Genomic DNA, 22,270 nt, shown 5'->3' on the forward strand with positions numbered 1-22,270 from the left:
TACCCCATGTCCGTAAACACCCGCCCCAGAACAACGCTGGCCAGTCGACAGCCTGCGGTGATCCCGCCAGCACCCTTGAAGCCTCGCAAGGCAGGCCGCAGCGAAGCCATGGCCGGAATCCTGTTCGTCCTGCCAACGCTGGTCATTTTCGGCCTCTTCAAATTCCTGCCCATCTTCGGGGCTGGAGCAATGAGCCTCACTGAGTACAGCCTCAACGGTGACTTCGAATTCCTGGGAGCCGACAACTACACCCGGCTCGCAGCCGACCCCAACTTCTGGCAAAGCCTGCGCGTGACGCTCCTGTACGTGGCAATCTTCGTTCCGTTCATCATCGCCGTATCGCTGGCCGGGGCTGTGCTCCTGGACAAACTGGTCAGGTTCACCGGCACTTTCCGGGCGCTGTTATTCATTCCGTACCTCAGCTCGTTCGTGATGGCCGGCATCATCTGGACTTGGATCTTTTCCACGGACGGTCCGCTGAACGCAGCGTTGGGCGGCCTCGGTCTGGGGCCGGTCCCCTTCACGTCCGGGCCACAGTTGCTGGTCCTGTTATCCCTTGCTGTGGTTTCCGTGTGGAAGGGATTCGGCTACTCCATGCTGATCTTCCTGGCCGGGCTTAAGGCCCAGCCGGCTGAAGTGCACGAAGCTGCGCGGATCGACGGTGCCGGTGCGTGGAAATCGTTCTGGTACGTCACACTTCCGCTCCTGAAGCCCGTGGTCTTCTTTGTCCTGGTCATCGAGACGATCGTCGGTTTCCAGGTCTTCGACACCATCTACGTGATGACCGGAGGCGGCCCCGCACGGGCCAGCCACAGCCTCATCTACTTCTTGTTCGACGAAGGCTTCAAGTTCTTCGACTTCGGCTACGCATCCGCCGTCGGCGTCGTGCTCTTCGCGATCGTGCTCATCCTGTCGCTCATCCAGCAGCGCTTCTTCGAAGGTAAGGACTCCAAGTGACTGCCGCTCTGCCTGCTCCCGCCGTTGGTCATCGCCCCGCCCGGCGCAGCACCGAAAAGCGCCGCCAACGCACCCTGACCTGGGTGTTGGCAGTGATCTCGCTCTTCACTGTTGCGCCCCTCATTGCCGTAGCGATCCTGGCGCTCTCGCCCGCGGACGCCCCGACTCTGCCCTATGCGCTGCCGTCGTCGCTGACCTTCGACAACATCGTCCGCATCTTCAACGTAGGCGAGTTCCCGCTCTGGCTCTGGAACTCATTCCTGTACTCAGCAGTTTCAGTGGTGGTTGTTCTGCTCACCGCTTCCATGGCAGCCTACGCCCTGGCCCGCAAGAGATTCCCGGGACGGAACGCCCTGTTGTGGGCCATCATCGCCACCATGATGGTGCCTGTTCAGGCCACCCTGATCCCCACGTTCATCCTCATCTCCAAGATGGGTGGCGTGAACACCCTTTGGGGCCTGATCCTACCCACCCTGGCCAACGCCCAGGCGATCTTCCTCATCCGCCAGTTCGTGCGGGACATGCCGGAGGAACTATTCGATGCCGCCCGCATTGACGGAGCCGGCGAATGGCGGACCTTCTGGCAGATTGTGCTCCCGCTGATCCGTCCCGTTCTGGCAACACTGGCGATCTTCGTTTTCCTGTGGCACTGGAACGACCTCCTCTGGCCGCTGGTTGTGGGACAGTCGGATGCCGCCCGGACGTTAACGGTGGGCCTGGCAACGCTGAACACGGAGACCGCCTCCACGTCCAACGTCATGGCTGCGACACTGGTCAGTTTCATCCCGTGTTTGGTGATTTTCGCCCTCCTGCAGAAGCACATCGTCGCCAGTATCACGCACAGCGGGGTTAAGGGATGACGTCTGTTGCGCCCATCCGTTTTGGCCTGATCGGCGTCGACTCCCCCCACGCGCCCTCCTTCACCCGGCTCTTCGGCAACGGGTTCGACGGCGTGGTCCCCGGCGGAACGGTGACGCACGCCTGGAAGGGGGAATCGGCGTCGGACTTTCCACTGAGCCGGGACCGGATCGAAAGTTTCGCGGACGAGGTCGCCGGTCTGGGCGTCAGCTTGTGCGACACGCCCGAGGCCGTAGCTGAGGCTTGCGACGCGCTGCTCATCGTGTCCTCTGATGCTCGGACTCACCCGCCCTACTTCAAGCGGGTTGCCCGGTTCGGCAAGCCGATCTACGTGGACACCCGCTTCGCGCCGACTCTGGCCGAAGCGCGGAGCATGCTGGCGGCCGCGGCGGCTGCTGGCTCGCTGGTACTGGCTGGCTCACCGAAGCGGTTCACGCCTGAATTCAGTGCAGCCTTGCAGGATGGCCCTGCCACGCGGGTTTCGTTGACTGGCCCGTTGCCCACCCAGCCGGGACACCCAGGCCTCGCCTGGTACGGAGTCCATCTGGTGGACCTCGCCGTTGCGGCGTTGGGTTCAGTGGGATTGTCCTCGGCCAAGGTAGCGGTCGACGCCGGCCGTCACTCCGAAGGTTCGACGTCGGTGACCGTCACATGGGGTGACGGCCGTGAGGCAACCCTGGCGGGCGACGCCGAGTGGAACCCCTTCACCCGGGGACGTATCGAGACCATCGAAGGTGCTGCTGAATTCTCCATAGAGGCCGGCCCTCCAATGTTGGTGGGCCTCCTGGAGGAGATCGTCGGCGCCTGCCGCAACGGGAAGCCGAATGTGCCGCTGCCCGAAATCCTCAGCATCGTGGCCATTGTTGAAGCCGCCAACCGAAGCCTCGAAACCGGCCACCCCATCCCCCTCTCTCCCAACCAGGGGTAGACCACGATAGGAAACACATGGCAGAAGTAATCATCGTCCGCGACCACACCGAGGCCGGAAGCGTAGCTGCTGCGATCTTCTCAAAGCAGATCATCGCAAACCCCGCCACCGTGTTGGGTCTCGCGACGGGTTCAACCCCGCTGTCCACGTATGCGGCCTTGGCAAAAGCAGTCAGGGAGGACGGCATCGATGTTTCGGGTGTGCGTGGGTTCGCCCTCGACGAGTACCTCGGCGTGCCGCCACAGCACCCGGAAAGCTACCGATCGGTGATCACCCGCGAAGTCGTTGAGCCGCTGGGACTGCATCCGGATCACGTGTTCACGCCTCGAGGCACGGGCGCGGACATTACCCGCGCAGGGGCGGAGTACGAGGCGTTGATCGCCGAGGCCGGCGGCGTCGACCTCCAGATCCTGGGCATCGGATCCAACGGGCACATTGCTTTCAACGAGCCGGGATCCTCATTGGCCTCCCCAACGCGTATCAAGGCCCTGACCGCGCAAACCCGCAAGGACAACGCCCGATTCTTCGACTCCCCTGAGGAGGTCCCAACGCATTGCATCACCCAAGGCCTGGGTACCATCCTCCGCGCCAGGCAATTGGTCCTGCTCGCCTTCGGAGCAAACAAGGCACAGGCCGTTGCCGCGGCACTGGAAGGGCCAATCTCCTCCAAAGTTCCCGGTTCAGTGATTCAGCAGCATCCGCGGGCCACGGTCATCATCGATGAAGAGGCTGCTTCCACGTTGGCCAACATCGAGTACTACCGGCATGCCTGGCGAGCGGCCCAGGACCTGGATCAAGTAGATTTCTGAGCGGGGCAATCTCGTCCCGCACATCAACAAGGGGGCTCACATGGACCATTCCGTCCATACATCAGGTTGGAAAGCATTCTGGGATCGCGGAGGTTGGTGGCGGGCTGTTCTCCTGGCTGCCCTCTACATGGCGTGCTACCTCGGCGGAGGCCTTGTGGTGGGTGCCGTTGGTGGTGACCAGATCGTGGCCGAGGACATCTTCCGAACACCCCAGAGCGTCTTCTTCGGCCTAACGCTGCCCCTCATCATTGGCAGTGCAGTGCTGGCGGCATTCGTGTTCTCAGTGGGCTGGTTCAAGCCACTCTTCGCACCCCAGCCGGTCAAGGGCAGCTGGTGGATGTGGGCAGCGCCGTTCTTCTTGGTTGCTGCCATTGTGCTGCGTTTCCTGGGCATCAACTACGGCAGCTACCAGGCTTCGGTTGTGGTGGTCACGCTCCTCACCGGATTGTTGGTCGGCTTCGCCGAGGAGATCCTCACACGCGGCATAGTGGTGAAAATGCTGCGTGATTCAGGAAAGTCCGAGTGGGTTGTCATGGTGCTCTCTTCCCTGGTCTTCGCACTCCTGCACTCCGCCAACGCCCTGTCAGGCATGCCCATCTTTACCGTGTTAGTGACGGTCGGGTTCACTTTTGGATTCGGCATCTGCATGTACCTGACCATGCGCGTCACGGGCAATCTCATCTGGCCGATCATCCTTCACGCCTTGTACGACCCCACACTCTTCCTGTCCACCGGCGGCATTGACCAAGCGGCCGCAGGCCCCCAGAGCCCACTGGTCAGCTTGGCGGCGCCAGCCAACATGATCTACATCCTCATTGCAGTCATCGCCCTGATTGTGGTGCGGGGACGGGCTAAGCGCGAACCTCTCGCCGTACCAGCGATGAGCTAGCCCAGGCGATTAACCACAAAAGAAACGCGTTCGACGGCGGGTTCCCACCCGCCGTCGAACGCTTCAGTTTTTCCCGCCGCCCCTTAGGGAGCCATTACACCTGGCTGATATCGATGCCCGTGACCGGGGCGCCCGCGCGCTCGTAGACGAGAGCGACGGAGCCCTTCGGGAAGCCCTGCGGCGGCTGCGCCAAGCGGAAGGCCGCGGGTACTCCGGAGCCGTCGGCGAACAGGCGCTTGCCCGACCCAAACGTGAGCGGGTACAGAAAGAGGTTGAGCCTGTCCACGAGGTCGGCCTCGAGCAGGGACCGTGCGAGGTCGCCGCTGCCGATGACATGGATGTCGTTGAACCGGTCCTTCAGCCCCGCAACCTCCGCCACATCGGGCAAAGCCGTGGTGCCCGCCCAGGCCCCGAACGAAAAGAGCGGAACGGCGGTGTCGAAAGGCACGTCTTCGCGGGATGCGAGGACGGCTTCGGTGGAGCTTGGAAGGTCGAACGCGTCAGGGCCGCTGGTCCTGCCAGCCGGAAGGCGTCGGAGCATCCAGAAAAGTCGTCACGACATCCTGCACCAGGCCGGTCCGCGCGAGCCCGAAGAAATGTGTCGTGCCGGGAAAGACTGCGAGCTGGGAGGCGGGCACACCGTCAAAATCGCCGTTCACGTCTCCTCCGCGCAACTGCAGGAACCGGACGGCGTGTTCGAGCTTGACCATGTCGCAGTCGCCCACCGTGATCAGCGTCGGGGCTGCGATGCCGCGGATCTCGTCATCGGTCCAGCCCTTTGAGCCCGCATCGTAGCCTCCGAGTTTGGTCAAAAGCCCCTGAAGATGCTCGTGGTCCGGGTGCGGAGAGACCGCCAAGTAGCGCTGTTCCATCGGAGTACCGGCGATCATATCCACGGTCATTTCCGCGACGGCTTCAGCGTTTCCGCCGCGATCGCCGTCCGGCTGGAACGACACTGACGAGACGATGAGTTTGCGGACAAGGTCCGGGCGGTTGACCGCCAAGTGCAAAGCGACCGCGCCCCCGACGCTGAACCCGAAGACATCCACCTCCGTAACGCCCAGGTGTTCCAGCAAGCCAATGACGTCCGAGGCGAGGCTGGGGGTGTTCAGCGGCCGTTCGGTGTCGTTGGTTCGTCCATGCCCCTGGAAGTCCGCGGCGATGACCCGGCGACCCGCCGACAAGCCAGGAAGCAACGCGCCAAATTGCTGCTCGATATCGAAGAGTCCGCCGTGCAGGAGCAGCAGCGGCGTTCCGCCGGCACCATGCAACTCGTAGTACATCCGCAGTCCATTGACGTGCGCGTACCCTGTTTCGGGGGCTGCAGCAATTCCGTGGTCCATCAGCTTGTCCTCCGCTTGGAGTTCGCGACGTTCGTCGTTGCGGATCAGCCTAGTCCGGCCGCAATGTTGGCGGGAGGTCTTCTGGACTCCTCGCATGGTCGGAGGAATACAACCAGCAGGTGTTTCCTAAGGTCCCGGGTTCGTTGTCCGGGATGTGGACGGGAACCTAGTTCAGCGAGATGCGCAGACGCGCCAAGCCTTCGGCCCCTTCGGGTACCTGCTCCATCAGCTCCGGCTCATTGGCAAGGTGGCCAAGCATGTTTGCCAAGTGGTCGCGTTCAGCGCGTTTGTATGTGACACCACGAAGGTCCGAGGCCTGGACGACAGAGGCCAGGGTAAGGAAGTCGTCAATGTGTCGCTGCCGTAGGGGGTCGTTGATGATGCTGAGGGCTCCCGCCTTGCCGATGAGGCTGCCAAGGATCGTGGATCGGTTGACGCTGCCGGACGCTGAGCCGGCCTGAACTTGGATCATCTCCGAGCGGTCGAGCGCCTGCTGGCTCGCTGGAGCGGCAATCGTGGTCCCGCCGGTCACGCCGCGTCGGCTCTCGGCACGTTCACCCAGATGGCGTGGGATGAGCACATCCACTACAGCCTCACCTCGATGCCAGCGATGCTGGTAGCCCTCCATGGATTCTCCGGCGGATTCGAAACCGAGCCTGACGAGGAGCGCGGTGAAGGCGTAGAGCATTGTTGGGTAAGCGCGGATGTCCAAGGCGATGTCGGCGTCTTTGGTAGGTCGCACGAACGGTGCACCGCGCTCGACTGCGTGAAGGAAGACGGCCTGCCCGCCGACCAAGACCCAGCCCTCAGGCATCGCACTATGGATTTCGAAGACAGCCCGCCAGGCTTCCTGCTGTTCGGCGAACATTGGGGGAAGTTCAATCGGCACGGACACTCCTTAGGATTTGACGTGCGGCTTGTTGTTCGCGGGTACCGGGGCGTTCCGCCAAGTCGGCTGCGACTACCAGAAGCGGCAATTCGTCCGGGACTTCCTCGGCAACCCGAAGTATGACGTTCGGCCTCTTACCGGGGAAGGTCTCGACCAGGAACCAGTCCCTCACCAAGCCCTCGTAGTCATCTCGTCGTACGTAAGCCTCAATTTCCGAGTTGGAAAGCAGGCCAGACTGCGGATGGGAGACTCCCGAGAGATGAATTCGTGGGTCGGCCCGCAGAGCTGCGATGTCCGCCGGAGTGGAACTGAGCTCGAACTTCTCAGCGCGATTGACCAGCCAGGCCGCGAGAAGGTCGAGCCTGTCCGGGAACTCCTCAAGCTTCTGGATGCGGTGGTTAAGGCGGTGTTTCTCCACCGGGGACATTTCAAAGCCGAGGGAGGGTTTGCTGTCGACCCAAAGATGTGTGATGAGCAGCCACGCACTTCGCTCGGACAACGGTCGCCCTGCGGGTGTGCCCCGTCGGAATTGTGCGGCGTCGGCTTCGTCTACGATCCAGCGACCGCCGACCCGCAGGCCGCGGATCCGGCCGGATTGGACCAAAAGGCGGGCGCGGCTCTCATTGACGTCGAGGCGCTTGGCCAGCTCAGGAATGCTCAATGCCATTTCATAATCATATCGGAAACGCTATGAATGTGTAATCCCCGGCGTTATGTTCTGGTCAAGATTTCAGATTCGTAGCGATAGCGCCATGAATATGAAATCTTGAGGCGAATGGGCGGTTCTCCGGGCGGTTGGCTTCTGGTTGACAACGCCAGGAGACACACCACAGTCTGGCGGGTATGGCCCACGCAACCTCGCCCGCACGCGCTTGGATCGGGACGATCGTATTCCTCTTCCTCGCGCCAGGCGTTGTCGCTGGCCTCATCCCCTGGCTTATCTCCGGCTGGCGCTCCTATGACTGGAGCGGCGCGGCCTGGATCGTTATGCTGATCGGCTGGATTGCCATCACTGTGGGGGCGGCTTTCCTCTTACACGCCTTCGCACTCTTCGCCCTCCACCGCGGAACTCCCGCGCCGGTGGCCCCGACCCAAACACTCGTGGTGACAGGCGTGTACCGTTACGTGCGCAACCCGATGTACCTCGCAGTGCTCACCATCATCCTTGGCCAGGCGCTGCTGTTCGGCAGTTGGTGGCTGGCGCTTTATGCACTGATCGCCCTCGCCGCGGTGGTCGCGTTCGTCAAGGGCTACGAGGAACCGACGCTCACCGCGACCTACGGCAAGCAGTACCTCGAATACCGGCGAAACGTCCCTGGATGGTGGCCGCGGCTCACACCGTGGCGGGGGTGAGGACAACCCACGCACGCAAACGACGGCGGGAAGTTCCCGCCGTCGTTTGCGTTGTGAAGGTGACCCGTGGAGTCAGAGTGGGATCAGGCCGCGAAGATCACGAAGAACTTGCGAATGCGTTCCTGGATTTCCCAGGTTCCCTGCCAGCCAATGGGGAAGACTGCAGCGTTCCCAGCCTCAACGGTGACGGGCTCGCGGCCATCCTCAGTGACCACCATGCGGCCTTCGAGGACGTGGATAACTTCACCGCGCTCCAGGAACTCCCAGCGGGAGAGGCCTGGTTCAGCCTCCCAGACACCCGAAACGATCCGGGAATCGTCACTGGTGAAGGGAACGGCCATCCGCACGCGAATCTCGTCGCCGAGCACGTCTGCGTAGGGCTGGCCCAGGAGGGACTTGTCCAGGTCGGTCTCGAAGAGCTCCTTGGGTTGGAAAGTTAAGCTCATGTGGATCTGCCTTTCTGGTGATGCCGCCGGTCGAATTCCGGCGGCATGGTGGGTGAGTTCCGCGGCTTGTATCCATCGTCCTGTCGTTTGCACAAAGCTAATACCCCCAATCTGGACTGTTTTGAGCTATCCCTTTTGGTGGGATGCGAATCGGAAGTGGCGGCGGCGCTGAGTCTCGCCCACGAGCGTGTCCACCACCACAAACACCAACAAACTCCAGCCGAGAAGGGGCAGGAACAGCCCAAGGGCCACCATGGACGTGATCGCGATCAGCACACCAGCCCAGTGTCCACGCAGGAAAGCCCCGCGGGGCGCAGGCCGGCCCACGGCCCAAGCGGTACCCCGGGTAGGCCGCCGCTTCCACCACATCACGTACCCCCACACCACCATCGCTGCCAGAGCAAGAGCCACCCCAAGGAGGACCAGCTGGTTCGGCAGGCCAAACAGCAACCCCATGTGAGCGGCGATGCCCCAACGCGTCAGCTTCGCGGCGAGGTTGAAGTCATCGAAGTCGAGGCGGTTGGTGATGTGGCCCGTGGCCGGATCGACGGCGACCGCGCTGGCTGATGCGGGCCACTCCCTGCCGGCCTCTGTGGCCGACCACGCGGTGCCCGGTTTAACTGACGGTTTGATGTCGATCATGGGCGCGGTGACGATGTCGGCGCGGGCCGCGCGTGCCACCGTGTCGAAAATCGCCGGGTCAAAGGCGGTCCCTTCCAGGGTGCTGCCGGTTCCTTGACCGGGGCCGGCGCCCGCGCCGGCGCCGTGGCCGGAGTGGTCTCCAGCAGCGGCCGTGGCTTCTCCCGTGAGCGTGGTCTTCAGGCTTGGCGTGGTCCAGTCCAGGGCGGTGCGCAGGGTGCTGACGTTTGCTCCGGCACTGGCTGACCACGTCAGGCCGGTGGCGGAAAGGAATAGGAAGGCCAACAACATCACCGTGCCGGTGGTGCCGTGCAGCCAAACCGTACGCGCACGGCCTCGGACAGGGCGCGTATTGGCAGCTGCAGACGTGTTGGCGGCTCGTTTGCGCCGGATCCTTTCGATCCACAAGAGCAGCCCGCCCACGGCGATAACCCACAGCCACGAGGCCGCGAGTTCACTGTAAATGCGGCCCGGTTCGCCAAGATTCAAGGACCGGTGGAGGTTGGAAATCCACGTTCGGACGGGGAGGGAGCCGCTACTGCCATAAGTGGGCAGGTCCCCGCGAATTTCAGCCGTCCCGGGATCAATGAACAACGTCCGGTAGGTTGATTCGCCGAGGGTCGGATCGGCGAACAGAACCCTGGTGGTGTCCTCCCGCAAGAATGCCGGCATAGAAGTGGATCCGTAGCAGGAAGGCCCGGAACCAGCCTCGTTCGGTTGGTGGCTGGGCGGCGGGCGGCGTGGTGGCAGGCGACTCGGGTGAGCCCGCGACCCCGGCAGGGGCCTGAGTCAGAAGTGTCATGGCGAATTAGTTGCCCTTCGCGCGAACGGCAGAGTTCACCGGACGCGTGCGCGTCAACGCAGTGACACCGGCTGCGAGTCCGATCAGTCCCGCGGCCAAGCCGAACCAGCCTGCCATTGAACCGCCGTCGGTGGACGTGGTGACTGAAGCAGGGGCCGGCGTCGCGGCTGGGGTCGAAGCGGCGTGATGACCTGCTGCTTCGGCGTCCTTCGCGGTGGTGACGAATGACGGCGCAGGGTGCTTCGGCTCTTCCTGCCCCTCAACAGTTTCCTCGTCCCACGCAACCACGGTGCCGTCCGTATAGGTCTGGGTGGCGGGCAAGATCAGGGTGGTTCCGGCATCCGGCAGGATCCCCACGGAAATTGAGAACGTCTGGTATTCATGCTGCCCGATCTGGTGAGCGTCGTCGGCCGTCCACACTACTGAGCGGGGCGCCTGCGTCACGGTCGCGCCGGCAACTGTGACGGGCGTGGGCAGCTCTCCAGTAACCACCTGCGCGGTCCACCCTTCCACCGGCTTGACGGAGACCGAATTGAAAGGGGTGCCGCTGGGGAGGGCCACTTCGAGCTTGTTCGTCTTGGCGGTGGCAGATTCGTTGGGGACGCTGAACGTCAGGTGGGTATAGCCGCCAGCTGCCGTATCTTCGGGAACGACGTGGACGTGGGCGGACGCCGCGGCGGCTCCGGCCGCGAGCATACCGGCCGCCAACGTGGCAACGGAGGCAGATTTCAGGGTACGGCGAATTGAGGTCTTCATGGCAGGGATGCCTTTCACAGAAAAGGATGTCGGAAACCTGGCCGGGAGTCTTACCCGGGCAAGCGTGCAGGCCGTCTGTTCCTTGAAAGTCAGTGAAGGGCGTTCACGCGGGAAATGCGCAAAGTCTCAGACGGCGGGCATCATCGCCGGTGGACCTCGCAGTACAGGTATACGCCGATCCAACAGGTCCCGGGGAAGAACCATGGGAGCCGTGCACGGACCTGGGACCCGCGCGGGCACGATCGTGCAGGGTACGGACAACGTCATCAAGGGGCGCAGCCAGGCCGCTACGGACCAGAGAGCTTGTTCACCGCGGGCCAGAACCACTGCGGTCATTACCGTCGCCAGCGCGTGCGCGGCCACCATCTGCCAGTCATCAGCAGCGGCTTGGGCCGGGACACCTGATGCAATGGCTTCGAGCTCCAAGCCGGAGGAGTGGTGTGCGTGGCCGGCTGGCGAAGTCCCCCCGGCCGGAGCGGCGGCAGAGAAGGAATGGAAAGCCCAGTGCAACCAGGCCTGTCCGGCGCCGAGGAGGCCGGTCAGCACGGGAAACGACAAACGAAACTTTGTGAGGATCGAAACCGGCAGCACCGTAAGGGCACAAAGCCCCAGGAGAATTGCCGGTTCAGGAAGTACCCCGCCTCCGGCGAGGTGCCCGCCGGAGGCCAAGCCGATGATGAGGGAAGCGATCAGCCCGGTGCGGAGCAGCCGGAAAGAAGCACTCATGGTCATGGGTGCTCCTTTCCGGCTTTCAGGGTCTGCAAGGTCGATCAGATTCTATGCGTCTGCAGCAAGCCCGTCGGACATTAGAAGGTCTTGCCGACCGATCCGAGCTGCTGGGCGGCTTCGACGATGCGTGCGGCCATGCCGGCTTCGGCCGAAGCGCCCCAAACGCGGGGATCATAGGTCTTCTTGTTGCCCATTTCGCCGTCGATCTTCAGGACGCCGTCGTAGTTGGAGAACATGTGACCGGCCACCGGACGGGTGAACGCGTACTGGGTGTCGGTGTCGATGTTCATCTTGATCACACCATAGGAAACAGCGTCAGCAATTTCCTGCTCCGTGGAGCCCGAGCCGCCGTGGAACACGAGGTCGAACGGGTTGTCCTTGCCGATCTTCGCGCCAACCTCGGACTGGATCTGCTTAAGCAGTTCCGGACGGAGCTTGACGTTGCCCGGCTTGTACACGCCGTGCACGTTCCCGAAGGTCAGGGCGGTCAGGTAGCGGCCGTTTTCGCCGGCACCGAGTGCCTCGATCGTGGCCAGGGCATCCTCGGTAGTGGTGTAAAGCTTCTCGTTGATCTCGTTCTCAACACCGTCTTCTTCGCCACCGACCGTGCCGATTTCGACCTCGAGGATGATCTTCGCAGCCGCGGCACGCTCCAGCAGTTCGCGGCCGATGCGCAGGTTCTCGGAGAGGGTCTCGTGCGAGCCGTCCCACATGTGCGAGTTGAAGATCGGGTCCTTGCCGGCCTTCACGGCTTCCTCGGAAGCAGAGAGCAGCGGAAGGACGAAGTCTGCGAGCTTGTCCTGCGGGCAGTGGTCCGTGTGCAGGGCGATGTTGACGTTGTAGTTCTTGGCAACTTCGCGGGCGAACGCGGCGAAACCGAGGGAACCGGCAACCATGTCCTTGACCGAAGCGCCGGACCAGTAGGCCGCGCCACCGGTGGAAACCTGGATGATGCCGTCGGATTCGGCCTCGGCGAAACCGCGGATCGCAGCGTTCAGAGTCTGCGACGACGTCACGTTGACCGCGGGGAAAGCGAATCCGCCAGCCTTCGCACGGTCGATCATCTCGGAGTAAATCTCTGGGGTTGCAATGGGCATGGTGACTCCTATGCTGGGCTTTTGCGGGACCGCAGAGTTAGTCGGCGACTACGCCGGTGGTTTCGTAGGTTGCGATTTTGCCGATCCGGCGTTCGTGACGTTCGGCCTTGGTGAACGGCTCGGCAAGGAATGCCCGAATCAGCTCTGTGGCTTCCTCAACGGTGTGCTGGCGTCCGCCAACAGCAACCACGTTGGCATCGTTGTGCTGACGAGCCAGCACTGCCGTGTCCAGGTTCCAGGCCAACGCGGCGCGTACACCTTTGACCTTGTTCGCGGCGATCTGCTCGCCGTTGCCGGAGCCTCCCAGCACGATTCCCAAAGCATCCACGCCTGCGGCATGGTCATTGACGACGGCGGTGGCCGCCTTAATGCAGAACGACGGGTAGTCGTCGTCCGGGTCATAGGACGTGGGCCCGTGATCAACCATCTCGTAGCCGCTTGCTGTGAGTGCCGTGATGAGGTGCGAGCTAAGTTCCAGCCCGGCGTGGTCGGTTGCGATGTGAACGCGCATGAGTGTTCCTTCAGGCTTTCTGCAGTGCAGGGTGGTTAAGGTTTTGTGTTCGGGCGAAGGCGAGTTGGCCGTTTGCCCGCAGGGATTCAATGGCATCGGCGGGCGACGGCTTGCCGTAGACGGCCGAGCCAGCCACAAAGACGTTGGCCCCTGCCTCAGCTGCGCGGATGATGGTTTCCTCCGTGATGCCGCCGTCCACCTGGATGGCGACATTCACCCCTGAACCCTCCACGGCTTCGCGTGCCCGCCGGATCTTAGGCAGGACAACGTCCAGGAAGGCCTGGCCGCCGAAGCCCGGCTCCACTGTCATGAGCAACAGCATGTCCAACTCGGGCAGCATGTCCAGGTACGGCTCCACCGGGGTAGCAGGTCGCAGGGCCATGCCGGCCTGCGAACCGCGTGCGCGGAGCTCACGGGCGAGCTTGATGGGCGCCATCGCCGCCTCCACGTGGAAGGTGACCGAAGCCAGCCCGGCGTCGGCGAACAGCGGTGCCCAACGGTCGGCGTCGGCAATCATCAAGTGGGCGTCCAGCGGCACGGGGCTGACCTTCTGCAGCCGCTCCACGACAGGCAGACCAATGGTCAGGTTCGGCACAAAGTGGTTATCCATGACATCCACGTGCACGGCATCGGCGTTGCTGATGCGGGCCAACTCTGCTTCGAGGTTGGCGAAGTCGGCCGAGAGGATGCTGGGGTTGATACAGCAATTCAGGGGTGAAGCTGACATGATGTCCGCCTTTCGGAACGGTCAGAGCTTGCAATTGAGGGGCGTGGAGACCCCGAAGAGGGGTCTCCACGCGGCCGAGTCAGGTGCCGGGCTCAGCGGCACCGAAGTGGACACTCGGCGGGTTAGGCCGCCTTCCGCGCGGCGGCGAGGACGCCTTCGACGTCGGCCAGGAGTTCCTTCCAGCTGGCCACGAACTTGTCCAGGCCTTCGGACTCAAGGATGGAAACGACCAGGGCGTAGGAGATGCCCTGGGCCTTGATGGCTTTAAGGACGTGGGCGGCTTCGTCGTAGGTGCCGGTGATGGTGTCGCCGGTGACTACGCCGTGGTCGAACGTGGCATCGAGCGTCTTCTCCGGCATGGTGTTGACCAGCCCAGCGGCCGCCAGCTCGGTGACGTAGAGGGTGTCCGGAAGGGCCGGGTCCTTCACGCCGGTGGAAGCCCACAGGGGACGCTGTGGGCGCGCTCCGGCTGCGGCCAGGACAGCCCAGCGCTCGGTGGAGAACAGCTCTTCGTAGACCTGGTATGCCAAACGGGCGTTTGCCACGCCGGCTTTGCCCTTGAGGGCCTTGGCATCGGCGGTACCGATTGCGTTGAGGCGTTTGTCGATTTCGGTGTCCACGCGGGAGACGAAGAACGATGCCACGGAGTGGATCCTGGAGAGGTCGTGGCCGTTCTCCTTGGCCAATTTCAGACCCGTCTGGAAGGCGTTGATGACGGCCCGGTAGCGTTCCAAGGAGAAGATCAGCGTCACGTTGACGCTGATGCCCTCGGCCAAGGTTGCCGTGATGGCGGCCAGGCCTTCCAACGTTGCCGGAATCTTGATGAGGACGTTCTCCTTGTCCACCTTCTTGTAGAGGCGCTTGGCTTCAGCGATGGTGCCCTCGGTGTCCCACGCCAGGCGGGGGTCCACCTCAATGGAGACCCGGCCGTCCACACCATTGGTTGCGGCGGCGATCGGAGCGAACAGGTCGCAGGCGTCGGCGACGTCGGCAGTAGTGATCTCGAAAATCGTCTCCTCAACGCTCGCGCCGGCCGCGGCGAGCTCGGCGATCTTGGCCTCGTAGTCCTTACCGGAGGTGATGGCGGCTTGGAAAATGGACGGGTTGGTGGTCACACCTACAACGTTCTTTTCGTCGATGAGCCTTTGCAGGCTGCCGCTGGACAGCCGCTCGCGGGAAAGGTCATCCAACCAGATGGAAACGCCTGCGGCGGAAAGCCGTGCGGTGGGAGTAGTAGACACGTTATTTCTCCTGTATTTGGGGTTACTTGCCTGCGGCGGCGAGGGAGTCTTTGGCTGCGGCTGCGACGGCTTCGGTGGTGATGCCGAATTCCTGGAACAGGCGCTTGTAGTCGGCCGAGGCACCGAAGTGTTCCAGGGAGATGGAGCGGCCGGCGTCGCCGACGAATTCGCGCCAGCCCAGTGCGAGGCCGGCTTCAACCGAAACGCGGGCCTTCACGGCGGTGGGGAGCACCGATTCGCGGTAAGCCTCGTCCTGCTTGTTGAACCATTCAACGCAGGGCATGGACACAACGCGGGTGGCGATGCCTTCAGCCTGCAGGGTTTCGCGGGCTGCGACGGCGAGCTGGACTTCCGAACCGGTGCCGATCAGGATGACCTGCGCGTCAACGGTCTTGCCGCCCTTGGACGCCTCGGCCAGCACATAACCACCCTTCGCCACACCAGCCGGGGAGGCGAACGTGTCACCTTCTGCCGCGCCTTCGCCGCGGGCGTAGGTGGGAACATTCTGGCGGGTCAGCACAATGCCGGCGGGGTTCTCGTGGTTCTCCAGGATGGTCTTCCACGCGATACCCACCTCGTTCGCGTCACCGGGACGGACCACGTCCAGGCCCGGGATGGCGCGCAGGGACGCGAGCTGCTCCACCGGCTGGTGGGTGGGGCCGTCCTCGCCCAGGCCGATGGAGTCGTGCGACCACACGTAGATGGACGGGACACCCATCAGGGCGCCGAGGCGGATGGCAGGCTTCTGGTAGTCCGAGAAGATCAGGAACGTGCCCGAGAAGGCGCGGGTACGTCCGTGCAGGGAAATACCGTTCACGATCGAGGCGGCAGCGTGCTCACGGATACCGAAGTGCAGGACCCGTCCGTACGGGTTGCCCTTCCAGGCGTCCGTGGAACGCGAGGCCGGAATGAACGACGGCGAGCCTTCAATGGTGGTGTTGTTGGACTCGGCGAGGTCTGCCGAACCGCCCCAGAGCTCCGGAAGGACCGGGCCGATCGCGTTCAGGACCTTGCCCGAGGCAGCGCGGGTGGAAACGTCCTTGCCTGCTTCGAACACGGGAAGGGCGGCGTCGATGCCTACGGGCAGCTTCTTGGCCTCGATCCGCTCCAGTAAAGCGGCTCCCTCAGGATTGGCTTCCTGCCACGCGGTGAATGCCTCGTCCCACTGCTCACGGGCAACCGCGCCACGGTCCAGGACCTTGCGGGCATGGGCCAGGACTGCTTCGTCAACCTCGAAGGACTTGGCCGGGTCGAAACCAAGCACGGCCTTCACGGCTGCCACTTCCTCGGCGCCCAGGGCTGAACCGTGGATCTTGCCGGTGTTCTGCTTCTTCGGGGCCGGGTAGCCGATGATGGTGCGCAAAGAGATGATGGACGGCCTGGAGGTCTCTGCCTTCGCAGCGAGCAGTGCCGCGTAGAGTTCCTGGAGGTCCTCGACGTACTCGCCGGTGCGGGTCCAGTCCACGCGCTGGGTGTGCCAGCCGTACGCCTCGTAGCGCTTGAGGACATCCTCGGTGAACGCGATGTCGGTGTCATCTTCAATGGAGATGTGGTTCTCGTCGTAGACCACTACGAGGTTGCCCAGTTCCTGATGCCCGGCCAGCGAGGACGCCTCGGACGTGACACCCTCCTGGATGTCGCCGTCGGAAGCGATAACCCAGATGGTGTGGTCGAACGGCGATTCGCCGGAGGGAGCATCGGCGTCGAACAGGCCGCGTTGGCGACGCTGGGAGTAGGCGAAACCAACCGATGACGCCAGGCCCTGGCCCAACGGGCCGGTGGTGATTTCCACACCGGCGGTGTGCTTGTATTCCGGGTGGCCCGGCGTCAACGCACCCCAGGTACGCAGGGCTTCAAGGTCCTTCAGTTCCAGGCCATACCCGGAGAGGAACAACTGGATGTAAAGGGTCAGCGAGGAGTGGCCCGGGGAAAGGATGAACCGGTCACGTCCGATCCAGTCAGGATCACGCGGGTCATGGCGCATCAGCTTCTGGAACAGCAGGTATGCCGCCGGAGCCAAGCTCATCGCCGTACCAGGGTGACCGTTGCCGACCTTCTCCACAGCATCAGCAGCCAACACCCGGGCGGTATCAACGGCACGCTGGTCCTCGGACGTCCAGTCGAGTGTTGCGGTTTCAGGATCTGCGCTGCTGAAGGTAAGCACCGCGCTTGCTGTCGGATTCACGATTTATCCCCTTTGATGTGGTCATCGACCATAGTGGTCGTATACGTGCTTTGTGGTTGGTACCCATGCTCCCGAAATAAACAGGTAGGGGAAACACTGTTTTCTGACAGTTTTTGACTACACTTTAGGACAGGTCGCATTTTTCGCCCCGGTAGGTTCCGCACTGTCGCGCAGCCACCAAATGAAACCCAGCAAGGAATCTGCAATGTCCCCATCAGACCTCCCTTGGCCGCTGTTGCGTTCCGTGGCAGCCCTGGCCGATGCCCCCCTGTCCCAGATCGCCGAACGGTTGCGTGAGGCCACCCTCCCCTCTGTGGCGAGCAGCGCACTGGTCATCTTCACCGAAGACTGCACCGGGCGCCCACAGAAAAAGGCAGGGGCTGAAGACATCATTTCCCGGGTCTCCATTGCCGAATTGGACACACTCCGCGCTGCCCTCCCGGACGAGACCCCGTGGTTTGGTGAAGCGGAGCTCGCGGGCCAGCCCCGGCAAGCGTTGGCACTCAAGCACGCCGCGAGCAATGCCCTCCTGGTGATCACCGATCCGCTCCCCGCAGATCCGGAGAACTCCTGGCTGGAGCTCGTGACCTACCTGTGGGACATCACCGCCCGACGGATCCAGGAAAAAGTGGCGGATGCACCGCCGTCGTACCTGCTGGAATCGCGGGCGGCCTCGGCCGAACGCATCCGCGTGACTGCCGAATTGACCGACCTGCATTCCACCACGCTGGAAACCCTCCTGGCTGCCCTGCGCTCCTCCTCGCTGGACCATGCCACCGCCCGCACCACCGTCACCGACCTCGCCGCCAGGGCACTGGTAGGTCTCCGCACGCACAGCGACCGCACCACGGATTTGGTAAAAGAACCGGTGGCGAAAGCCTTTGAACGCCTGCGGGAAGACCTGCGGCCACTCACGAGCTTCAGCGGCATCGAGGTCCAGTTCATCGAGCCGCCACTGAACGGCAGAGCCCTCCCGGGCGAAGTTGCGCACGCGGCACGGGCCATCGTCCGCGGGCTGGTACTGGTCATGATGGAACAGCCTGACGTCACCAGGATCCGGACGCACTGGGACTGCGACGGCGAGAACCTGCTGATCAACGTCCGCGACGACGGCGGTGGGGCGCTCACCACCGAGGATCCAAGCATCAGCCGCCTGGACCGCAGGGTCCAAGCACTCACCGGACAACTGCGGATGGACGTCATGTCCGGTTGGGGCGCCGACGTCTTCGTCTCGCTCCCCTTGGACCTGCCGGCACGCCCTCCCGGCGATATCACCGAATGGAACCTCGCCGCCCGGGAACTCGAAGTGCTCCAGCATCTCGCCTCCGGACACCGCAACCGCACCATCGCCTCTTCCATGGGCATCAGCGAGAACACCGTCAAGTTCCATGTGCGGAACGTTTTCAAGAAGCTCGACGTCGGTTCCCGCACCGAAGCGATCGCACTGGCCCACAGCCACGGCTTGCGGCAGTCCTAGCAGCCTTCGGTTCAGGGCACGGTTCCGGGCACGGTTACGGGCACGGTTCCGGGCACGGTTCCGGGCACGGTTCCGGGCACGGTTCCGGGCACGGTTCCGGGCACGGTTCCGGGCACGGGAAGAAGCGGGACGACGTCGTCGTCCCGCTTCTTGATCCGAGCCACCAGGGCTCACTGGGCACGCAGAAACTACCCTAAAGAATGGGGTTGGTACTTGGTGGATGCTACGCGGCTGGCCTGGAGGCGTGGCCTCCAAACTGATGACGGAGGGCCGACACCATCTTCATCGCCGATGAGCTGTCCTCCCGTGACGAGAAGCGGGCGAACACCGCGGCAGTGATCACGGGAGCGGGAATGGCGTTGGCAATAGCCTCCTCCACAGTCCATCGGCCTTCGCCGGAATCCTCCACGTAGTCATCGATGGTGCGCAAACCCGGGTCCTCTTCCAGCGCCTTAACCAACAAATCAAGCAGCCAAGACCGCACCACCGTGCCCTTTTGCCAAGCGCGAAAGGTGCCAGGCAAATCTGTGATGATGTCCTTGGCCTCAAGCAGTTGGTAGCCCTCGGCGTAGGCCTGCATCAGGCCGTACTCGATCCCGTTATGCACCATCTTGGAGTAGTGACCCGCGCCGATTCCGCCCACATGGACAAAGCTGTCCGCTCGTTCGCCTTCAGGCCTCAGGGCATCAAAGACGGGGAGGGCGCGCTCGATGTCCTCTGCTTCTCCCCCGACCATCAGGCCATAACCGTTCTCCAGCCCCCAAACGCCGCCTGATACCCCGCAATCCGCGAAGCGGATGCCGCGGGCCGCAAGCAGCTCGCCGTGTTTCTGGTCCTCGGTGAACCGCGAGTTGCCGCCGTCGATCACCAGGTCGCCCGGCTCAAGTTTCCGGCTCAGCTCTGTCAGAACGGCATCCGTGGCGGAACCGGCCGGGACCATGACCCAGATAATCCGGGGCGCCGGCACAATAGCGAGGAGTTGGTCCATTGACGCTGCGTCCGTGACGTCCGGGTTGGGATCGTAGCCCGTAACGTCCACGCCGTTGTTGCGCAACCGTTGGCGCATATTGAATCCCATTTTTCCTAGGCCAATCAATCCGATGTGCATGCGCAACTCTCTCCTAGCGTGGTTGGGGTTGTGGGGTGGGGGTTAGGTGGTCATGGTGGCGAACATGAGGGCCATGATGGTGGCGCCTGTGGCTTCGAGTCCGTGGTTGGTGCGGGTGGCGTGCCGGGTGGTGCTGGTGTGGTGGTGGGTTTTTTGGTTGGTGGTGGTTTGGCGGCGCAGGAGCAGGATGAGGAAGACGGTGGCGGCGGTTCCGAAGAGCATGGTGAGGGTGATGGCCAGGGCGGGGGTGTGCTGGAAGGCTGTTCCGGTGGCGGGCGTGGCGGTGGTGATGGTGTGGTGGGCGTGGCCGGTGGTGGGTGTTCCTGCGGGGGGTGCCGGGTTGGTGGTGTGGCTGGTCATCATGGCGATCATGAGGGCTGCGGCGGCCATGGTGAGGGCGTGGTAGGTGCAGGTGATCCGGCCTCCGGTGCCGGAGCAGAAGGTTTTGAAGTGGGGGCGGGCGACGGCTTGGATGATGAACCACAGGGCCGCGGTGGCCAGGACGAGGATCTGGAGCAGGGTGGTTCCGGGGGCGGCGTTCCAGAGCATGGCGGCCATGAGGGTGTGCATCAGGGCGTGGAGGGCCTGGTTGATGCGTTCGGTGGGGCGGCCGGGCCGGATGGCCTGGATGGTGTGCCAGGTTCCGCCGAGCAGCAGTGCCACGGTCAGGGTCCAGGTTATGGCGGGGATGTTGAACACGTGGATCACTCTCGCTACGGGGAAATGGCGGGCTTTGGGTTTCGTAGATCCAGGTTCAGTCGGCGGAAAGAGAAACCATGGCTGGGGCATCACTATCTGAATCATTTTCAGGAGAGCTGATAGTCGCCGCTTTGTTGTTCTGACGCCTCAATTCGTGCTGAGTAAACAACCAGATGGGTAAATACAACGCCAGCACGATGAAGCCCACCCACGTGGAGGCCCAGCCGATTTCGAGGCTGTTCAGGTAAACAACACCGATCAAGCACAGCGGCACATTGAACAGGCCGAAAGTCAGGGCGACGTTTTTCCAGCCTTTGGGAGCTTTGAAAGGCCTTGTCAATCCAGCGAAAACCGGATCTTTCATGGACTTGACATAAGCGAAGAGGCTGATGCCATGGGCCAGAGTATAGCCAATTGCCGAGGCGGCCAGAATTGCCGCGGCATTTCCCATGGAAATCAGCACAACGTTGAAGACTGCAATGACCAACATGGCAACCCATGGAGTTCCGCGGCGATTCGTTTGGCCGAGTGCCTTGGGGAGGTTGCCTTCTGCGGACATGGAGTGCATGGCCCGGGAGGAACCCAGAAAAGCGGTTTGGATGATGAGGATCATCGCGGCGATCAGCATGATGATGGTGACCATGGTTCCGGCCTGGCCGAAAACAGCATGTGCCACCGGAATCAGGGGCGATACGCGCTCCGCAATCACACCGTCAACCCCCAGAACACCGATCACGGCAGATTGCAGCAGCAGATACAAGACGAGGCAAATGATGCCGCACGCCAACAATGCCTTGGGGACGTCTTTGGACGGATTCTTGTATTCAGGTCCGTAGATGGCCGCCGTTTCCCAAGCGCAGGCACTCCACTGCGCGATCCCGAAGATGCCGAAGAGCATCAGGATATGGTGCACGTCCCAGGCCCAGTCCGCCGGCCACCAGTTGCCGGTGATGTTGGCCATGTCAACGTGCCCGGTCGCAAAAGGAGCCACCGCCAGGATGAGCAGGGGAATCAGCGAAACAGCCGCCAGAATATACCCCAGGATGGCGCCATCTTTGAGGCCGAACCAGTTCACCACAAACAATCCCGCGAACATGACCACACCTGAGATCAAGGCGAGCTGATATTCGGTAAAGGTTTCGCCCAGAATCGGGAACAGCCCGTGAAGATAGTTTCCCACCAGGATGGCGAAAATCGCCATGATCGGACTCCAGCCAAACCAGTAGCTCCACGCGGTAAAGCCACCGATCAACTTGCCTTTGTCATACTTGCCCTTGTAGTTTTCGGTACGAAATACGTGTTGCGCGAAGCCAGGTAAACCAGAGGCTTTGGGAAAAGTCGTGGCCATTTCAGCGTACGCGGCGTTCTGAATAAAACCCTGAAGGACAGACAGTCCCCAGATGAGGATTGCTGCGGCAGACAGATACAGCGGCAAGTAACCCAATGATGGCAAAATCAACAAGGGCACACCCAAAGCAATGGCCATACCCTGTTTCCAGTTGATTGACCTTTTCAGGTGATCGGCTCCATCCATACGGTTTTCGCTCATGACAATCTTCCTTTGACAACGTTGTCGGTTATTGGGATGCCGGCCCCCGCCGGCGCGTTCAAGAGAAAGGCCGAGGTCCCGGAGAAAGCCGTGGCGGCTCGACCGTGTGGCATCCCCCGGGACCTCGTACAAACGATGTTCAGTCAGTTGCTGGTTAGCGCCGGTGAGTTGGCTGTCATTCTCCGGTGTGGCAGCAGGTGTCGTCGGTGGTGGTGTTGTTGGTTGTTCCTGCGGGGAGGTTGAGGGTGGGGTTTTGGTTGAAGAAGCCGTGGGGTTCG

The 22,270-nt window shown here is 62.7% G+C and carries 24 protein-coding genes; 7 read left to right on the forward strand and 17 right to left on the reverse strand.

Annotated features, from left to right (window positions below):
* The first annotated feature begins 6 nt into the window (after positions 1–6).
* From ACIQC5_RS13805 to ACIQC5_RS13825, 5 genes are read left to right on the forward strand one after another with little or no spacing between them, the layout of a single operon-like run.
* Entirely contained in the window at positions 7–957 is a 951-nt protein-coding gene (locus ACIQC5_RS13805; RefSeq protein ID WP_400283144.1) for a carbohydrate ABC transporter permease, read from the forward strand.
* Positions 954–1,817 (forward strand): carbohydrate ABC transporter permease, encoded by an 864-nt coding sequence (locus tag ACIQC5_RS13810; RefSeq protein ID WP_400283147.1) that lies wholly within the window; start codon positions 954–956, stop codon positions 1,815–1,817. The genes ACIQC5_RS13805 and ACIQC5_RS13810 overlap by 4 nt, the downstream gene beginning before the upstream one ends.
* Positions 1,814–2,743: a Gfo/Idh/MocA family protein gene (locus ACIQC5_RS13815; RefSeq protein WP_400283150.1), complete on the forward strand. Its 930-nt coding sequence runs from the start codon at positions 1,814–1,816 to the stop codon at positions 2,741–2,743. Before ACIQC5_RS13810 ends, ACIQC5_RS13815 begins: the two co-directional genes overlap by 4 nt.
* A gap of 17 nt (positions 2,744–2,760) precedes the next feature.
* On the forward strand, positions 2,761–3,552 hold the full coding sequence (locus ACIQC5_RS13820) for a glucosamine-6-phosphate deaminase (RefSeq protein WP_400283152.1): 792 nt from the start codon (positions 2,761–2,763) through the stop codon (positions 3,550–3,552).
* A gap of 40 nt (positions 3,553–3,592) precedes the next feature.
* The gene (locus ACIQC5_RS13825) at positions 3,593–4,441 is read left to right on the forward strand and encodes a lysostaphin resistance A-like protein (protein ID WP_400283155.1); all 849 of its coding nucleotides are present in this window, start codon (positions 3,593–3,595) and stop codon (positions 4,439–4,441) included.
* 94 nt (positions 4,442–4,535) lie between these two features.
* On the opposite strand, the gene ACIQC5_RS13830 is transcribed toward ACIQC5_RS13825, so the two are convergent.
* The 4 genes from ACIQC5_RS13830 to ACIQC5_RS13845 form a co-directional block, all read right to left on the reverse strand.
* Positions 4,536–4,982, reverse strand: coding sequence for a dihydrofolate reductase family protein (locus ACIQC5_RS13830; RefSeq protein ID WP_400283158.1), 447 nt, complete (start codon positions 4,980–4,982; stop codon positions 4,536–4,538).
* Positions 4,942–5,880, reverse strand: a complete 939-nt coding sequence (locus ACIQC5_RS13835) for an alpha/beta fold hydrolase (RefSeq protein ID WP_400283161.1) — start codon at positions 5,878–5,880, stop codon at positions 4,942–4,944. The genes ACIQC5_RS13830 and ACIQC5_RS13835 overlap by 41 nt, the downstream gene beginning before the upstream one ends.
* 70 nt (positions 5,881–5,950) lie before the next feature.
* The gene (locus ACIQC5_RS13840) at positions 5,951–6,673 is read right to left on the reverse strand and encodes a hypothetical protein (RefSeq protein WP_400283164.1); all 723 of its coding nucleotides are present in this window, start codon (positions 6,671–6,673) and stop codon (positions 5,951–5,953) included.
* The gene (locus ACIQC5_RS13845; protein WP_400283166.1) at positions 6,663–7,340 is read right to left on the reverse strand and encodes a helix-turn-helix domain-containing protein; all 678 of its coding nucleotides are present in this window, start codon (positions 7,338–7,340) and stop codon (positions 6,663–6,665) included. The genes ACIQC5_RS13840 and ACIQC5_RS13845 overlap by 11 nt, the downstream gene beginning before the upstream one ends.
* A 176-nt stretch (positions 7,341–7,516) precedes the next feature.
* Between ACIQC5_RS13845 and ACIQC5_RS13850 the strand changes: the two genes are divergently transcribed.
* On the forward strand, positions 7,517–8,026 hold the full coding sequence (locus ACIQC5_RS13850) for a methyltransferase family protein (protein ID WP_400283169.1): 510 nt from the start codon (positions 7,517–7,519) through the stop codon (positions 8,024–8,026).
* 83 nt (positions 8,027–8,109) lie between these two features.
* Here the strand turns inward: ACIQC5_RS13850 and ACIQC5_RS13855 are convergent, their stop codons facing one another.
* From ACIQC5_RS13855 to tkt, 9 genes are all read right to left on the reverse strand, one after another.
* Positions 8,110–8,472 carry a cupin domain-containing protein gene (locus tag ACIQC5_RS13855; protein ID WP_400283172.1) on the reverse strand — a complete coding sequence of 121 codons (363 nt, stop codon included), beginning with the start codon at positions 8,470–8,472 and terminating at the stop codon, positions 8,110–8,112.
* 126 nt (positions 8,473–8,598) lie between these two features.
* A complete protein-coding gene (locus ACIQC5_RS13860; protein WP_400283175.1) occupies positions 8,599–9,783 on the reverse strand; it encodes a PepSY-associated TM helix domain-containing protein in 1,185 nt (394 codons plus the stop codon).
* Between the two features lie 136 nt (positions 9,784–9,919).
* Positions 9,920–10,669 (reverse strand): YcnI family protein, encoded by a 750-nt coding sequence (locus ACIQC5_RS13865; protein ID WP_400283178.1) that lies wholly within the window; start codon positions 10,667–10,669, stop codon positions 9,920–9,922.
* A gap of 126 nt (positions 10,670–10,795) precedes the next feature.
* Positions 10,796–11,395 (reverse strand): hypothetical protein, encoded by a 600-nt coding sequence (locus tag ACIQC5_RS13870; protein WP_400283181.1) that lies wholly within the window; start codon positions 11,393–11,395, stop codon positions 10,796–10,798.
* Positions 11,396–11,475: 80 nt separating this feature from the next.
* A complete protein-coding gene (gene fbaA / locus ACIQC5_RS13875; protein ID WP_400283183.1) occupies positions 11,476–12,495 on the reverse strand; it encodes a class II fructose-bisphosphate aldolase in 1,020 nt (339 codons plus the stop codon).
* 37 nt (positions 12,496–12,532) lie between these two features.
* Positions 12,533–13,006: a ribose-5-phosphate isomerase gene (locus ACIQC5_RS13880; RefSeq protein ID WP_400283186.1), complete on the reverse strand. Its 474-nt coding sequence runs from the start codon at positions 13,004–13,006 to the stop codon at positions 12,533–12,535.
* A 10-nt stretch (positions 13,007–13,016) separates the two neighbouring features.
* Complete coding sequence (gene rpe, locus ACIQC5_RS13885; protein ID WP_400283190.1) at positions 13,017–13,733, reverse strand: ribulose-phosphate 3-epimerase; 717 nt, start codon at positions 13,731–13,733, stop codon at positions 13,017–13,019.
* Positions 13,734–13,855: 122 nt separating this feature from the next.
* Complete coding sequence (gene tal / locus ACIQC5_RS13890) at positions 13,856–14,974, reverse strand: transaldolase (RefSeq protein ID WP_400283192.1); 1,119 nt, start codon at positions 14,972–14,974, stop codon at positions 13,856–13,858.
* A gap of 22 nt (positions 14,975–14,996) precedes the next feature.
* The gene (gene tkt / locus ACIQC5_RS13895) at positions 14,997–17,159 is read right to left on the reverse strand and encodes a transketolase (protein ID WP_400283195.1); all 2,163 of its coding nucleotides are present in this window, start codon (positions 17,157–17,159) and stop codon (positions 14,997–14,999) included.
* A 205-nt stretch (positions 17,160–17,364) separates the two neighbouring features.
* On the opposite strand from tkt, the gene ACIQC5_RS13900 reads away from it, so the two are divergent.
* Complete coding sequence (locus ACIQC5_RS13900) at positions 17,365–18,636, forward strand: LuxR C-terminal-related transcriptional regulator (protein ID WP_400283198.1); 1,272 nt, start codon at positions 17,365–17,367, stop codon at positions 18,634–18,636.
* Positions 18,637–18,647: 11 nt separating this feature from the next.
* Here the strand turns inward: ACIQC5_RS13900 and ACIQC5_RS13905 are convergent, their stop codons facing one another.
* From ACIQC5_RS13905 to ACIQC5_RS13920, 4 genes are read right to left on the reverse strand one after another with little or no spacing between them, the layout of a single operon-like run.
* The gene (locus tag ACIQC5_RS13905; protein WP_400283201.1) at positions 18,648–18,800 is read right to left on the reverse strand and encodes a hypothetical protein; all 153 of its coding nucleotides are present in this window, start codon (positions 18,798–18,800) and stop codon (positions 18,648–18,650) included.
* A 59-nt stretch (positions 18,801–18,859) separates the two neighbouring features.
* Positions 18,860–19,744: a phosphogluconate dehydrogenase (NAD(+)-dependent, decarboxylating) gene (gene gnd, locus ACIQC5_RS13910; RefSeq protein WP_400283203.1), complete on the reverse strand. Its 885-nt coding sequence runs from the start codon at positions 19,742–19,744 to the stop codon at positions 18,860–18,862.
* 42 nt (positions 19,745–19,786) lie between these two features.
* Positions 19,787–20,443, reverse strand: coding sequence for a DUF5134 domain-containing protein (locus ACIQC5_RS13915; RefSeq protein WP_400283206.1), 657 nt, complete (start codon positions 20,441–20,443; stop codon positions 19,787–19,789).
* 55 nt (positions 20,444–20,498) lie between these two features.
* The gene (locus tag ACIQC5_RS13920) at positions 20,499–21,992 is read right to left on the reverse strand and encodes an APC family permease (protein WP_400283208.1); all 1,494 of its coding nucleotides are present in this window, start codon (positions 21,990–21,992) and stop codon (positions 20,499–20,501) included.
* Positions 21,993–22,270 lie beyond the last annotated feature (278 nt).

Origin of the sequence: Paenarthrobacter sp. NPDC092416 (genome assembly GCF_044755025.1) — a bacterium.
Taxonomy (GTDB): domain Bacteria; phylum Actinomycetota; class Actinomycetes; order Actinomycetales; family Micrococcaceae; genus Arthrobacter.